13 protein-coding genes and 1 pseudogene are annotated in these 14,489 nt (G+C 35.0%); 12 read left to right on the forward strand and 2 right to left on the reverse strand.

Features of this window, described 5'->3' with window-relative positions; all coding sequences use genetic code 11:
• Window positions 1-63: 63 nt before the first annotated feature.
• The 9 genes and pseudogenes from DN392_RS21795 to DN392_RS21835 form a co-directional block, all read left to right on the forward strand.
• Entirely contained in the window at window positions 64-1,578 is a 1,515-nt protein-coding gene (locus tag DN392_RS21795; protein WP_061673176.1) for an acetyl-CoA hydrolase/transferase family protein, read from the forward strand.
• A gap of 248 nt (window positions 1,579-1,826) precedes the next feature.
• Window positions 1,827-2,270, forward strand: coding sequence for a GNAT family N-acetyltransferase (locus DN392_RS21800; RefSeq protein ID WP_061673175.1), 444 nt, complete (start codon window positions 1,827-1,829; stop codon window positions 2,268-2,270).
• Between the two features lie 27 nt (window positions 2,271-2,297).
• Entirely contained in the window at window positions 2,298-2,657 is a 360-nt protein-coding gene (locus DN392_RS21805) for a YunG family protein (RefSeq protein WP_061673174.1), read from the forward strand.
• Between the two features lie 53 nt (window positions 2,658-2,710).
• Complete coding sequence (locus DN392_RS21810; protein WP_142292453.1) at window positions 2,711-4,036, forward strand: bifunctional S-methyl-5'-thioadenosine deaminase/S-adenosylhomocysteine deaminase; 1,326 nt, start codon at window positions 2,711-2,713, stop codon at window positions 4,034-4,036.
• 155 nt (window positions 4,037-4,191) lie between these two features.
• Window positions 4,192-5,820 (forward strand): peptide ABC transporter substrate-binding protein, encoded by a 1,629-nt coding sequence (locus DN392_RS21815; RefSeq protein ID WP_061673172.1) that lies wholly within the window; start codon window positions 4,192-4,194, stop codon window positions 5,818-5,820.
• Between the two features lie 423 nt (window positions 5,821-6,243).
• Entirely contained in the window at window positions 6,244-6,453 is a 210-nt protein-coding gene (locus DN392_RS21820) for a hypothetical protein (protein ID WP_061673171.1), read from the forward strand.
• Between the two features lie 59 nt (window positions 6,454-6,512).
• Window positions 6,513-6,893, forward strand: coding sequence for a BA_1872 family lipoprotein (locus tag DN392_RS21825; RefSeq protein ID WP_000838924.1), 381 nt, complete (start codon window positions 6,513-6,515; stop codon window positions 6,891-6,893).
• 305 nt (window positions 6,894-7,198) lie between these two features.
• Window positions 7,199-9,244, forward strand: coding sequence for a class I SAM-dependent methyltransferase (locus tag DN392_RS21830; protein ID WP_074651126.1), 2,046 nt, complete (start codon window positions 7,199-7,201; stop codon window positions 9,242-9,244).
• Window positions 9,245-9,271: 27 nt separating this feature from the next.
• Window positions 9,272-9,402 (forward strand): annotated as a pseudogene (locus DN392_RS21835) (radical SAM/SPASM domain-containing protein); the annotation flags it as partial.
• Between the two features lie 169 nt (window positions 9,403-9,571).
• Here the strand turns inward: DN392_RS21835 and DN392_RS21840 are convergent.
• Window positions 9,572-10,096: a GNAT family N-acetyltransferase gene (locus DN392_RS21840; RefSeq protein WP_064056715.1), complete on the reverse strand. Its 525-nt coding sequence runs from the start codon at window positions 10,094-10,096 to the stop codon at window positions 9,572-9,574.
• 142 nt (window positions 10,097-10,238) lie between these two features.
• On the opposite strand from DN392_RS21840, the gene DN392_RS21845 reads away from it, so the two are divergent.
• From DN392_RS21845 to DN392_RS21855, 3 genes are all read left to right on the forward strand, one after another.
• Window positions 10,239-10,937 carry a response regulator transcription factor gene (locus DN392_RS21845; RefSeq protein WP_071743275.1) on the forward strand — a complete coding sequence of 233 codons (699 nt, stop codon included), beginning with the start codon at window positions 10,239-10,241 and terminating at the stop codon, window positions 10,935-10,937.
• Window positions 10,927-11,994 carry a sensor histidine kinase gene (locus DN392_RS21850; RefSeq protein WP_071743273.1) on the forward strand — a complete coding sequence of 356 codons (1,068 nt, stop codon included), beginning with the start codon at window positions 10,927-10,929 and terminating at the stop codon, window positions 11,992-11,994. Before DN392_RS21845 ends, DN392_RS21850 begins: the two co-directional genes overlap by 11 nt.
• A gap of 82 nt (window positions 11,995-12,076) precedes the next feature.
• On the forward strand, window positions 12,077-12,937 hold the full coding sequence (locus tag DN392_RS21855) for a M23 family metallopeptidase (protein WP_064056714.1): 861 nt from the start codon (window positions 12,077-12,079) through the stop codon (window positions 12,935-12,937).
• A gap of 56 nt (window positions 12,938-12,993) precedes the next feature.
• Here the strand turns inward: DN392_RS21855 and DN392_RS21860 are convergent, their stop codons facing one another.
• Window positions 12,994-14,289, reverse strand: coding sequence for an Nramp family divalent metal transporter (locus tag DN392_RS21860; RefSeq protein ID WP_001030665.1), 1,296 nt, complete (start codon window positions 14,287-14,289; stop codon window positions 12,994-12,996).
• Window positions 14,290-14,489: the final 200 nt, after the last annotated feature.

Here is a 14,489-nt window from a genome sequence, read left to right on the forward strand (position 1 = left end):
CCCTATTTTGATGGTGTTAATGTGTAAAATAATTATGAATATTCATTGGGAGAGGGATTACATATGGAAAATAATTTAGATAGAATTAGGGATCAACGATTAAAAGATCGCGTAGTTACACCTGAAGAAGCAGCTTCATGGATTGAAAGTGGAATGACTTTAGGATTAAGTGGATTTACACGTGCTGGTGATGTAAAAGCAGTCCCATTTGCACTTGTAAACCGAGTTAAGAATGATAAATCTTTTAAAGTAAATGTTTATACAGGTGCCTCTTTAGGTTCGGATGTAGATAAATTATTTGCTGAGGCAGGAATTTTAGGGAAAAGATTGCCTTTCCAAGCAGATGCAACTATGCGAAAAGGAATTAATAACGGAGACTTTTTATTTGTGGATCAGCACTTATCTCATACAGCAGAGTTACTTCGTGCTGACGTTATGGATATAGATTTCGCTATCTTGGAAGCGGTTGCGATTACTGAAGATGGAATGATTATTCCAACCACTTCAATTGGAAATTCCTTAGCATTCTCCTTAAATGCTAAGTCCATTATTATTGAAATGAATCTGGCTCAATCTACGCAATTAGAGGGGCTGCATGATTTATATGAACCAGGTAAACAAGGGGAAAGACTCCCTATTCCGCTCGTAAAAACGGATGATCGAATTGGAACAATCGGTATTCCAATTGATGCTGAAAAAGTGAAGGGAATTGTGTTTACGAATCAACTGGATTCGCCATCGACAATTGTTCCTCCAGATGAAGAAACTGTTATTATGGCACAGCATTTAATAGAGTTCCTTCGAGAAGAGGTTAAAGTAGGCCGATTAACAAATCGTTTAGCACCGTTACAATCTGGAATTGGTTCAGTTGCTAATGCAGTATTGCACGGCATGCTAGATTCGGAGTTTGAAGATTTAGAAGTGTATTCTGAAGTTTTACAGGATGCGGTCTTTGATCTAATGGATGCTGGGAAAGTCAATTTTGCTTCCTGCTGCTCCATCACGCTTTCTGAAGAGAAAATGCAACAAGTATTTTCTAACTTTGAAAAATATCGTGACAAATTAATGATGCGCCCGCAAGAGATTTCCAATCATCCTGAAATCATTCGCCGCCTCGGATTAATCTCGATTAATACGGCTTTAGAATTAGATATATACGGAAATGTGAACTCTACTCACGTTTTAGGTACAAAAATGATGAATGGTATTGGTGGTTCTGGTGATTTTGCGAGAAATGCACGTCTAGCTATCTTTGTTACGAAATCGATTGCGAAAGGTGGTAACATTTCAAGTATCGTTCCTTTCGTCTCTCATGTAGACCATACGGAACACGATGTAGATGTTATTGTCACTGAACAAGGGTACGCTGATTTAAGAGGACTGGCGCCAAGAGAAAGAGTGGAACTGATTATTGAGAACTGCGCACATCCAATGTATCGTGACCAGTTACGAGCTTATTTCGAAGAAGCAAAAACAAGAGGTGGACAAACCCCTCATATTTTAGAAAAAGCTTTTTCTTGGCATACGAATTATGCTAAAAATGGAACGATGCTTGAAGCGGTAGTGGAAACTGTATAGGTGTGTATCGTAAGAAATAGTAAAACGAATGATTGAGTTTGAAGATTAGACTTTCGAAAAAGGGAACGCCAACTTTCAGGGATGGCGTTCTTTTTATTTAAAGAAATTGTTACAAACAGTTACCAATAATATGGTCAGCCATTTTGGTTTTATAAAAATTATCCCTAATCTATGAAAATAAAAGGTTTTTTGAAGTGTTTTCCGAATCAATTTAGTAGTTTACATATTGAAAGTGAGGAGAAAGAATCATGAAGATAAGAAAAGCGTTATTAAGTGAAGCAAATGAATTAAGTGAACTTGCACTATATTCAAAAGCAACGTGGAACTATAGTGAAGAATTCATACTTGCTTGTAAGGAAGATTTAACAATTACAGAAGAGTACATAAAAAATAATTTTGTATATGTTTTAGAAAACGATAATACGAAGATTGGATTTTTCTCATTTTTACGAAATGATAAAGCTCTCGATTTCCTATACATTCATCCTCGTTACAAAGGGAAAGGCTACGGGAAAATACTTTGGGAGTATGTAATAGAAAAAGCAAATGAATTAGGTTTAAAAAGCTTTACGATTGATAGTGATCCGAATGCAAAAGGATATTACCTGAAGATGGGAGCAGAGTTAATAGGAGAGACACCATCAACTGTTTTTAAGGATCGTTTACTGCCTCTTTTGAAATATGATGTGTAAAACTATTAATAGTAGGAGAAGCTGAGAATGGATAATATAAAGGAAAAAAGAATATATGAAGCACTAATAAAATCGTGGTCGATTGAAACAAGTTCAAAGTGGACAATTGAGAATCCAGCAAAGGGACAGTGTGGTGTAACGGCTCTAGTCGTTCAAGATATATACGGAGGGAAAATCAAAAAGACAAAAATCGGGGAAGTGTGGCACTTTTATAACTGTATAGATGGGCAGAGGTTTGATTTTACAGAGACTCAATTCAATGAAAAATTGAATTATATGGATGAGAAATCAAATTGGGAGGAAGCATTTACGGATACAAATGAAAAACAATATAGCATTTTGAAGGAAAAGATAAAGAAAGAATTAAAATTATCTTTTGACTCTTAATCTTTAATAAGTTACTATAATGGTGGTAACTTATTAAAGGGAACTTCATAGAGTTGAAAGGGGAAATACTTTTGAAAACAACTTATGTAAACGCTACAATTGTAACGATGAATGAACAAAACGAAGTGATAGAAAATGGATATATCATTGTAGAAAATGATCAAATTATAGATGTAAAAAGCGGAGAATTTGCTAATAATTTTGAAGTAGATGAAGTAATTGACATGAAAGGAAAGTGGGTTTTACCAGGGCTTGTAAATACACATACACACGTTGTAATGAGTCTCTTAAGAGGTATTGGTGATGATATGTTATTACAGCCATGGCTTGAGACAAGAATTTGGCCACTTGAAAGTCAATTTACTCCAGAGCTTGCGGTCGCTAGTACGGAATTAGGATTACTTGAAATGGTGAAAAGTGGTACAACATCATTCTCTGATATGTTTAATCCAATTGGAGTAGATCAAGATGCAATTATGGAAACGGTATCAAAGAGTGGAATGCGAGCTGCTGTTTCAAGAACTTTATTTAGCTTTGGAACGAAAGAAGATGAAAAGAAAGCAATTGAAGAAGCTGAGAAATATGTGAAGCGTTACTATAACGAAAGTGGTATGTTAACTACGATGGTTGCACCGCATAGCCCATATACATGTTCCACAGAACTATTAGAAGAATGCGCACGTATTGCAGTAGAAAATCAAACGATGGTTCATATTCACCTTTCGGAAACAGAGCGTGAAGTACGTGATATTGAAGCGCAGTATGGAAAACGCCCAGTAGAATATGCAGCAAGTTGCGGGCTGTTTAAACGCCCAACAGTCATTGCGCACGGTGTAGTGTTAAATGAAAATGAGCGTGCATTTTTAGCAGAACACGATGTTCGAGTAGCTCATAACCCGAATAGTAATTTAAAACTAGGTTCTGGTATAGCGAATGTAAAAGCGATGTTAGAAGCAGGAATGAAAGTAGGAATTGCAACAGATAGTGTGGCATCTAATAACAATTTAGATATGTTTGAAGAAATGCGCATAGCAACATTATTACAAAAAGGTATTCACCAAGACGCAACAGCGTTACCGGTTGAAACAGCCCTTTCACTTGCGACTAAAGGAGCTGCTGAAGTAATTGGGATGAAACAAACAGGAACACTTGAAGCTGGTAAATGTGCTGATTTTATTACGATTGATCCGTCTAATAAGCCGCATTTACAACCAGCGGATGAAGTGTTATCACACCTTGTATATGCTGCTAGTGGAAAAGATATAAGCGATGTAATTATTAACGGTAAGCGTGTCGTTTGGAATGGCGAATGTAAAACGTTAGATGAAGAGCGTATTATATTTGAAGCAAGTCAATATAAACGAGGTTTGCAAAGATAGATAATTATATGTAGTTGAAAAAGCTATCCTTTTTTAAAAGGATAGCTTTTTTTCTTGAACGAATAAATATTCAAAAGAATGTCGCATCTTTCTGTTCATATTTCTGCTATAATATATAACGCTTTATAATATTTTATAATTAAGGAGAACAATTCATGAAGCGAAAGAAGAGCCATTTAATGGTAATGGCACTTGTTACATCTTTATTATTAACAGCTTGTAATAATAAAGCGAATAAAAGCGAAACAGAGGCAAAAAAACAAGTATTAAATGTAACGGTATCAGAAGAAATTCCTTCTCTTGATACTGCGAAAACGATGGATGGTACGTCAGCGCACGTTATGCAAAACATATTTGAAGGGTTGTATGTATTAGATGATCAAGATCAGCCTATTCCAGCGGTAGCAAAATCGTTTAAAAGAAGTGAAGATGGTAAAAAATATACATTTGATTTGCGTAAAGATGCAAAATGGTCAAATGGTGACAATGTAACAGCAAATGATTTTATGTTTGCATGGAAACGTGCAATTACCCCTGAAACAGCGTCTCAATATGCGTCCATGCTCTTTCATGTGAAAAATGCGAAAGAAATTAATAAAGGAACAATGTCTCTTGATAACCTTGGAGTTAAAGCAATAAATGATTATAAGTTAGAAGTGGAACTCGAACAGCCAATTCCGTATTTTTTACAGTTGTTAGCATTGCCGATTTACTTACCACAGCATGAATCATTTTTGAAAGAACAAGGAAAGAATTATGCATTGGAACCTAGTAATCTCATATATAACGGGCCATTTGTATTAGAGAAGTGGAAGCATGAACAAGAGTTTCAATTAAAGAAGAATGCTACATATTGGGATGAAAAGAAAGTGAAATTAGACGAGATAAACTTTCAAATTGTAAAGGATACAATGACGGCTGTTAATTTATACGAAGCTGGTAATTTGGACCGGGTGCCTATTAATTCTCAATTTGTAGACAAGTATAAAGGGAATAAGGAATTACATATGTCGAGCGATCCTGGAATTGCTATGCTACGTTTTAATGAAAAAAATAATGCGTTAGCAAATAAGAAAGTGCGTCAATCTATTTCATTAGCGTTAAATAAAGAAGATTTCGTTGCTCACTTTATTAATAACGGGGCAAAACCTGCAAGCGGACTTGTACCAGTTGGTCATATAAATGAAGAGACTGGCAAAGATTTTAGAAAAGAAAACGGAGATCTTTCTTCATATGATTTGCAAAATGCGAAAAAGATTTGGGAAGAAGCGAAAAAAGAGCTTGGAGTAGAGCAAATAAACTTCGAGTTTTTAACGTTTGAACAAGATAATGCAAAACGTATGGCAGAATATATAAAAGGTGATTTAGAAAAGAATTTGCATGGATTAACGATACAAATTAAACAACAGCCATTTAAGCAAAAATTACAGTTAGAACAAACAGGTGATTACGATATAACTATGGCAAATTGGGGACCTGACTATAAAGACCCAATTAGTTACTTAGAGCTATTTACGACGGGTAATCAGAATAATAAAATGAATTACTCTAATTCTCGTTTCGATGAATTAATAAAGAAAGCGAAAACTGATTTTGTACTAGAACCAGAGAAACGATGGGGAGCATTGCTAGAAGCTGAGCAGGTATTATTAGAAGATGCAGCTGTAGCACCGCTGTATCATATTGGTTCAGCATATGTACAAAAGGATTACGTAAAGGGAATTGAAAAGCATCAATTTGGTGGTGTTTATACTTATAAGAATGCTTATATCGCTAATGAATAAATACAAAAAACCTTACTTTTTAAAAAGTAAGGTTTTTTAAAGAGTACATGGAATAAGGGAATACAGTACAAATCAGCATACAAACATTCTCTTGTTGTAACTATGTTTGTTTTTAATTATATAAAAAAATATTATTAGATTATATATTTTGTCATTGATATACTTAAAAGGTAATTGAGGTATTGAGATGAATTGATAGAGATGTTTGTGTATAATTATTTGAGTATTATAAAAAATAGTTGGCTTAAGTGTTTGATTTGAACGGGGCTTTTTCTATATGAATGAATTGGTATGTATAATACTTGGGGGATCCTTTGAAGCTAGAAAAAGCAGAGTCAAATTCCATGTACCATTAGGCCCTGGTGTAGGTTTATAGGGATTTGGTTTAGAAGTTAATGTTAAGGAATAAAGGGGATAATTAGTATGAATAAGAAAGTAAAAAGATTTAAATATTTTATGTTTGTATTAGCCTGTATTGCAATTTTTGGTACAATTTTACCTAATGCATTAGATCCAAATGAAACATTAGCAGGTAACATCTCAGTTGCAGTTTTTGGTACAATGGGTACTTGTTTATTATTTTCTATTACTTATTTTATTATAAAAACAGCTATTTTAAGAGGTGGGAAATAAGATGGTACAAAATTTAGAGTTAGAATTTTAATTCATATACATAAAAAAGGAGAATTTCTATGAAATCACTACGTTTATTTATGATCCTCACTCTTGTTGTATTGTTAAGCGCGTGCAATACAGCAACACAAGTTACAAAGGTTCAAAAAAATGGCGAAACGACTTTGAAAATTGGTTCCCTGCAAGGGTATTACGATGTACAAACGCTAAAAGCTGAAAAAGGAAATGTGGAAATCCCTTATGAAGCAGCCGTTGAAGAAGGTACGATTTTATTGCAAGTTACAAAAGATGATAAGGTTATTTATGAAGAAGAAGTCACTTCTCAAAAAGAAGGCTTGCTTTCTTTTGAAGCGCCAAAATCCGGATCATATGATTTAATTGTACGCGTGAAGGGTGAAAAAGAGAAAGCAAAAGAAATTCAAGTACATACTAAGCTATGAAAAAACGGCAAGTGGAGTGCACCCGCTTGCCGTTTCAATTTTCAGTTGATTCTGTTACAACATACGTTTATCAATTTGAGAAGTGATCCTCCGAAATTCCTAATGAAGATAAAATAAGAGATAAACAAAAGAATGTGTTACAACCTTGGCATGTTAGAAACGAAATTGATAACTCTCTTTTACATGATAAAAAGACTCGGTTTGATGCATTTGTATTTGAAAGAGATATAGATGGTAAAGGGGGCATAAGGTGATAATCTTTTTAGAGAAGATGTCCCAGGCCATACTACTGAAATTGATTATATATGGGGGTAAATAAGTTGAAAAATATTGAGGTTCTAAATAAATACATTGAAGGGTTTTCTAATACTCTCCCTACGTGGTTAAAGTATCTAATCGAGGCAGAGGAGATACATCAAAACTATGAGAATGTACAGGTACTTGGTGCATTAAAAACAGACGCGGTGTTGTACTATGTGCACCGTACGCTGCAAGTGTTAGATGGATTGTCTTTAGATGAAGAAGCGTATCGCATTATTGAAAAGGTACTAACGTATAGTGAGCTTGCAAAGGTAGGCTCTTTAAAACAGCGGGAGCAATGGAAGAAAAACGGGATCAATCTATTGGTACATAACGAGGGTTCTGCTGATATCTTTAGTGATATTCAGTTTATCGAACGTATAGAGACAAACTTAAACGCTACTGAGTATTTGTTTGTTCGAGATTTAATTAGAACACATGGATTAATCGGGCAGTATATCCGCGGGGAGGCTCGTTTGGACTCTCATATTGATTTAATTAACACATATAAAGAAGAATACGGAGACGTTAGGTTAAAGGAGATTTTATACTTTCTTAACCAATGTATTATTGAGGGCGTATCAAAATCTTTGTGGAGTGAAGTAAAGAACGATGTGAAGATTACAATTGATGGGCTATTTGATGGTTATGTGGAGCCGTTTACTTCTCGTATACATAGACTCACGCCAAAACATAAGGAGTCAGTATTTGAAAAAGATATAATTATGGGGAGCGAGAAGAGTGACGTTCAAACGTTCTTATCTGATAAGGATTTGTGGTATGTAGAACCGTCTATGCATGCTCTTAGCTTCGAGGATATTTGGACAGTTTTTGTTATGTTAAAGAACGAGATAGGCACTAGAAAGGTTCAGCATATCCATTTCGAGAAATTGATGCAGCAGTTGCACTATGATTTCAAAGGCGAGAAGAAGGACAACGTGTATCGTAAGCGGGTTATTGAGAAGTATCTACGGGAGTACCGTGAGAACGAGAAGCCGGATACAACGCATGTTTCTTTTGAAGCTAAAGTCGATGAAGATATGAAGACTGCATATGTGTCGTTTCAGTTTTCTGCTGTAGGTGAAGCGTTAATCACCTTCTGTGTAGAGGCAGAAAAGATAGATATGATGCATGCTCGAGCAAACGTACTGCTCTTTGATTTCTTCGGGTTACGAAAGGACGCATATGATAGATTCCATAACGAAGAAGTGTATCTGGAGCATATGAATAGTTCGGCTGATGATAAACGAATTATTCTTGATTATATAAAGGGAGATACGGTTGTAGATGTTGGAGCTGGTGGTGGTGTTATGCTAGACATGATTGAAGAAGAGACCGAAAATAAACGAATCTACGGTATCGATATTTCCAAAAACGTGATTGATACGTTGAAAAAGAAGAAACAGGACGAAGGTCGTTCTTGGGACGTCATTAAAGGGGATGCAATCAACTTAGGTAGCTCGTTTGATAAAGAATCGGTTGATACGATTGTATATTCTTCTATCCTTCATGAACTGTTCTCTTATATCGAGTATGAAGGTAAGAAATTCAATCATGAAGTAATTAAAAAGGGACTACAGAGTGCTTACGAAGTGTTAAAGCCAGGAGGTCGTATTATCATTCGTGATGGCATCATGACTGAAGATAAAATGTTAATGCGTGTGATTCATTTTAAAGATGCAGGCGGAATGAAGTTCTTAGAGCAGTATGTCCGTGAATTTAAGGGGCGTATAATCCAGTATGAGGTACTTGCAGACAATACAGTCAAAATGCCTGTTAACGATGCGATGGAGTTCTTATATACGTATACATGGGGTGAGGATTCCTTCGTTCACGAGGTGCAAGAGCAGTTTGGAATCTTTACGCCAAACGACTATAAGGATTTCGTAAAGGGTATCTTTGGAGATAAAGTAAACATCGTTCAAGCTATGAACTATTTACAGGATGGATATACACAACATCTTAGCGAGAAAATCGATTTTAAAGATGAGTCTGGGAATGCGGTTGCGCTACCGGATAGTACGTTCTTTATGGTTTTAGAAAAGAGGTAATGATATTGAAAACTTTTAAAAAGTTTAGTTTGTGAGTTTCGATATGTTTGTGGAGGATCTCGTTCTAAAGCATATGCAATGACGGGAGAGTACATGGAAAGCTATACATTCCAAAAGCATTGCGAAAACAGAAAAAGAACGTAAAAAAAGGGACATGAGTAAGAGTATGCTCATGCCCCTTTTTAGATTATATAATTTATTGTACTTCGCATCAGTCGTATGATGATCTAAGAAATGAAAAACGCTCGGTTTCCTATCTTTCGTTAAAAATCCACTATCTTGATTCATTATGCTGAAACGAGTTTTTACGTATAATTTCTATTAAACTCATTTTAATAAAGAATAATAATTCGTGTCATAGGGAATATCATCTTGATACATATAATTTTTTAGAACTCCTTCTTTTTCAAAACCTAATTTTAATAGCACTTTATTTGACGCCTCATTTTCAAGGAAGACAATTGCTCCGATACGCTTTAAATGAAGTGTATGGAAGCCGTAAGATATAACTTCAGAAACTGCCTCAGTAGCATATCCATTTCCCCAGTGTTCAGGGAGAAAGGCATAACTTATATTGGCTCGTTTATGCTCAGAAGACCAATCGTGAAAACCAATGGTTCCAACGAGCTCTTTCTTGTCCTTTAATTCGATACCCCATTTTATACCGCTTCTTGCATTGTAACTCAGCTTAAAGTTATGAATGACTTGTTTCACTTGATCAATATTTTGTAATGGTTTTTGGCCATAATAGCGCAGTACATCAGTATTAGAAAAGCATTGTAGTATACTCGGTGCATCTTCTTCGGTAAGTTCTCGTAAAATGAGTCGGTCGGTTTTTAATATAGGAAACATGCTTTCACTCCATTTCTTCTGAAACTAGAATGTGTTGTTATTATATAATTTAATCTGAAAATAAAGATTATTCAAGAGGGAAGTATGGTTTTGATTTGTGATAAAATTGATTGTGGAATATATTTCAAAAAGAGGTTTGTATATGGAGAAAAATTCAATTTTAATTGTAGATGATGATCAAGATATTGTTCGATTTGTGCAAGTGAATTTAATGCAAGAAGGTTTTAAAGTTTTTAGTGCTCATAATGGAGAAGAGGCTTTAGAAATAATAAATAATAACAGAATTCAACTTGCTATTTTGGATATTATGATGCCACAAATGGATGGAATAGAATTGTGTAGAAGGATTAGAGAGAAACATAGTTTACCAATTATGTTTTTAAGCGCAAAATCATCGGATGTAGATAAGGTAATAGGATTTAGTACTGGAGCAGATGATTATATTGTGAAGCCCTTCAGTACAATTGAATTTATAGCGAGAGTGAAAGCTCAATTAAGAAGGTATACATATTTTAATCAAAATGCTGTCCAAGAAATAGAAAAGAAAATAAACATTAGAGGGTTAGAAATAGATGAAGTGTCTAGAACAGTAATGTTATATGGAGAAACAATCAATCTTACGAGAACCGAATATGATATTTTGTATTTAATGGCAGCTGCAATGAATCGTGTGTTTACTATTGAAGAAATATATGAGAGTGTTTGGAAAGAAAGGGCCTATGAAAGTAATAATACAGTAATGGTTCATATTGCAAGATTAAGAAATAAAATTGAAGAGAATCCAAAAGAGCCGAAGTTTATTCAAAATGTTTGGGGAGTCGGATATAAAATTGAAGATTAAATCATTACAAGGCATTAGAACTAAGTTTTTTATCGCATTCATATGTAGCATTCTGTTAGCAACTGTAAGTATAATAGCGTTTCAAATTGTAATTGGAAATATATATAGTCATGTTACTGCGTTAGAGGAAAAATATTCACTTTTATATTTAATAGCTTTTTTAATTTTTACTACAATATACTTTGCATGCATGACAAAAACAATGATGAAAAGGTTATCTGAAATAAATAAGAACTTGAAAGAAATAAGTAATGGTAATTTGGAAATACATATACCTATTTCGAAAAATGACGAGATTGGTGAATTAGCAGCGAATGTTAATAGAATGGCTAAAAGTTTAAAAGAGTCTATCGAAAATGAAAAAAAATCGCAGGAAATGAAAACTGAAATGATTAGTAATATTTCTCATGACTTACGAACACCTGTAACATCTCTAATCGGTTACGCGGACCTGTTAGGAAATCAGCTTCATTCAAATAGAGAAGAATGTGAACAGTATGTAAGTATATTAAAGCGAAAAAGTTATGAATTAAAAAATCAAGTAGATGATTTATTAGAATATTGTCAAATAAATTATAGAGGGATTGAATTACATAAAAGTGTAGTAAATATGAAAGCGTTCATTGAACAAATCATGATTGATTTTGTGCCACAACTAGATGATGCCGATATGAGCTTTTGTATTAATGGTGATAAGGAGTTACATGTGGAAATGGATGTAGCGCTTATGGTGAGGCTGTTCGAAAATGTAATTAGTAATAGTATTATATACGGGAAAGACGGAAAACAGATTTTGATTCAAATTTCTAAAAGAGACATGAATGTTGAAATAGAAATTAAAAATTTTGGACAATGTATTCCGAATGAGAACCTTCCTTACGTTTTTGAGAAGTTTTATCGTGGTGAAAAATCACGTAGCTCTCATACGGGTGGAAAAGGAATGGGACTTGCAATTGCGAGAAGTATAGCAGAGCTTCATAAAGGGGATATCACTGTGTGCAGTAACGAGAAAGAAACTGTTTTCACCATCGTCTTACCGCATTATCAAGAATTGTAAGAAAGTCGTAAGTATTTCTTTTATATGTCGTAATGTTCACTTCGTATCATGTAGAACAAAGATATGAGGGTGGGGATACAACATGTGGAAGAAATATGTATTAGTAATTTTAGTTGCGTTTTTAATTATAAGTTGGAGTGTAGTTTATTTAGCCCATGGTGTTATATCAGTCATTGTTTGGTGGGGGTTACAAGCCTTTAGCTTAGTATCAATCTTTATTTTGATAGGATCAGTATTACTATTTGTGTGGGAAGGCATTTTCAGAAAGCGAATAGATAGAACACTAATCTTCATCGTTCTTTTCTCTATAATTGGAGCTTGGCCTTTAGGGTGGTTTGCTAACATAGGCGGACTTGCTTACCCAGCAGATGTACAGACTATGAGTCCTAAAATAGTCGTTCGTTTTCCCTTAAATGAACGAGCACTAGTAGGATGGGGTGGTGATCGGGTAGAAACGAACTATCACGTTATAAAACCGAATGAACGATGGGCATATGATATTCTTATCCCGCCTGCTGAAGTGAAAAGTAGTAAGTTAGGTGACTATGGAATATATGGAGCGAAAGTAATGGCACCAGCTTCTGGAACAGTTGTATCTATCAATAATGATGAAAAAGATGTAGTTCCGGGATCGGATGATTTTCAGTCAATGGCGGGGAATCATATTTATTTACGACTAGATGAAACAGGGACATTTTTGATGCTTGCCCATTTAAAGAAAGGATCAATTAATGTGAGGGAAGGGCAACATGTAAATGAAGGAGAGGTTCTTGCTCAAGTCGGTAACTCAGGAAGTTCAAGTGAGCCCCATTTACATATTCATCATCAAAGGCAGGATCCATCCAAGGTGAGTATATTTCTTTCGGAAGGATTACCACTTTACTTTCGAACTGAAAAAGGTGCGATAATGCCAGAAAGAGGTACATACATAGGTGGTAATTAGAAGAGAATTACTTCGCCAAAAAAGGTATTCCATTTTTATTGGAATACCTTTTTTCATTACCCTACAAATGTTTGATACAGTAAGAAAATATTTAAAATGATAACGAGTGCAGCGATTATCCAAGCGATAAAAGTTGTTATACGGTGGTTAACGAGTGCACCCATAATTTTTTTACTGCTTGTAAACATAATAAGCGGTACTAACGCAAAAGCAATACCGAATGATAAGACAACTTGGCTCATAACGAGAGCGTAAGTTGGGTTTACACCTAAAGCGATAATAACTAATGGTGGAATCATTGTAATAAAGCGGCGTAAGTATAACGGAATATGCATTCGAATGAAACCTTGCATAATAATGTCACCAGACATTGTCCCGACTGAAGAGCTAGATAAACCTGCTGATAAAAGTCCGATTCCAAATAAAGCAGCGGATGCAGGACCGACTAAGTTACTAAATTGGTTAAAAGCAACATCAAGATCTTCAACATGCAAGCCGTTTTTAAAGAATAGTGCAGCAGCAACAATTAACATACTTGCATTAATTGCTCCAGCGATAACCATTGCGATAATGATATCAATAAACTCGAAGCGGAAAATCTTTTTCTTTTGTTCATCATTTGTTCCGACTACGCGGCGCTGCGTTAAGGCGGAATGTAGATATATTGCATGTGGCATAACTGTTGCGCCTAAAATACCAGCTGCTAATAAGATACTATCCACGCCTTGGAATTTTGGAATAAATAGTCCTGAAAGTAAAGGGCTTAATTCTGGTTTTGCGTAGAAGACTTGTACACCAAAAGCGATAACAACGATAAAAATCATTCCTGTTATAATAGCTTCTAATGGACGGAAGCCTCTGCGTTGAAATTCAAGAATAATAAATGATCCAGCAGCTGTAATTAAAGCGGCTGGTAACATTGGAATCCCGAACAATAAGTACAATCCGAGTGCCGCTCCAATAAATTCAGCTAAATCAGTCGCCATAATAACGAGCTCCCCTTGAATCCATAAACCGATGGAAACAGGTTTTGGGAAGTTTTCTCGAGCGATTTCAGGAAGGTTTTTACCTGTAGCAATTCCTAATTTAGCGGATAAAGTTTGGATTAATACCGCCATTAAATTAGAAGCAAGAATTACCCAGAGTAATAAATATCCATATTGTGATCCAGCTGCAATATTTGTCGCGAAATTGCCAGGATCAATATAAGCGACTGAAGCGATAAAAGCAGGGCCTAAGAATGGTAATAGTCTTTTTAAGCCTTTCGTTTGTCCACTTAATGCTAAATGCGCTGATTGAACAGTTGTACTTTGAGAAGGGACTTGTTCATCTTTTGATATATCTTTATTCATAGTAGTTTTCCCCTTTAAAATGTTAACTTGATGAAATTATTGTATTTATTCTTGCTCATTATTTCAATACATTTAAATGTATTAGTTGATAATTTATTTGAACATAAATGTTTCCTTAGTGCAAATTATATGCCTTGCTGCAATAGATGGTGTCGTGTTATGAAAAATTGGGAGTTTATGGTGTGATGACGTGGGGAAAC

The sequence above is a fragment of the Bacillus sp. BB51/4 genome (assembly GCF_008368845.1).
In the GTDB taxonomy this organism is placed as follows: domain Bacteria; phylum Bacillota; class Bacilli; order Bacillales; family Bacillaceae_G; genus Bacillus_A; species Bacillus_A wiedmannii.

What these genes read in the sequence shown, in the direction of transcription:
- DN392_RS21795 (WP_061673176.1), top strand. Translation starts at nt 64, where the DNA reads ATGGAAAATAATTTAGATAGAATTAGGGATCAACGATTAAAAGATCGC.
- DN392_RS21800 (WP_061673175.1), top strand. Translation starts at nt 1,827, where the DNA reads ATGAAGATAAGAAAAGCGTTATTAAGTGAAGCAAATGAATTAAGTGAA.
- DN392_RS21805 (WP_061673174.1), top strand. Translation starts at nt 2,298, where the DNA reads ATGGATAATATAAAGGAAAAAAGAATATATGAAGCACTAATAAAATCG.
- DN392_RS21815 (WP_061673172.1), top strand. Translation starts at nt 4,192, where the DNA reads ATGAAGCGAAAGAAGAGCCATTTAATGGTAATGGCACTTGTTACATCT.
- DN392_RS21820 (WP_061673171.1), top strand. Translation starts at nt 6,244, where the DNA reads ATGAATAAGAAAGTAAAAAGATTTAAATATTTTATGTTTGTATTAGCC.
- DN392_RS21825 (WP_000838924.1), top strand. Translation starts at nt 6,513, where the DNA reads ATGAAATCACTACGTTTATTTATGATCCTCACTCTTGTTGTATTGTTA.
- DN392_RS21830 (WP_074651126.1), top strand. Translation starts at nt 7,199, where the DNA reads ATGGGGGTAAATAAGTTGAAAAATATTGAGGTTCTAAATAAATACATT.
- DN392_RS21840 (WP_064056715.1), bottom strand. Translation starts at nt 10,096, where the DNA reads ATGTTTCCTATATTAAAAACCGACCGACTCATTTTACGAGAACTTACC.
- DN392_RS21845 (WP_071743275.1), top strand. Translation starts at nt 10,239, where the DNA reads ATGGAGAAAAATTCAATTTTAATTGTAGATGATGATCAAGATATTGTT.
- DN392_RS21855 (WP_064056714.1), top strand. Translation starts at nt 12,077, where the DNA reads ATGTGGAAGAAATATGTATTAGTAATTTTAGTTGCGTTTTTAATTATA.
- DN392_RS21860 (WP_001030665.1), bottom strand. Translation starts at nt 14,289, where the DNA reads ATGAATAAAGATATATCAAAAGATGAACAAGTCCCTTCTCAAAGTACA.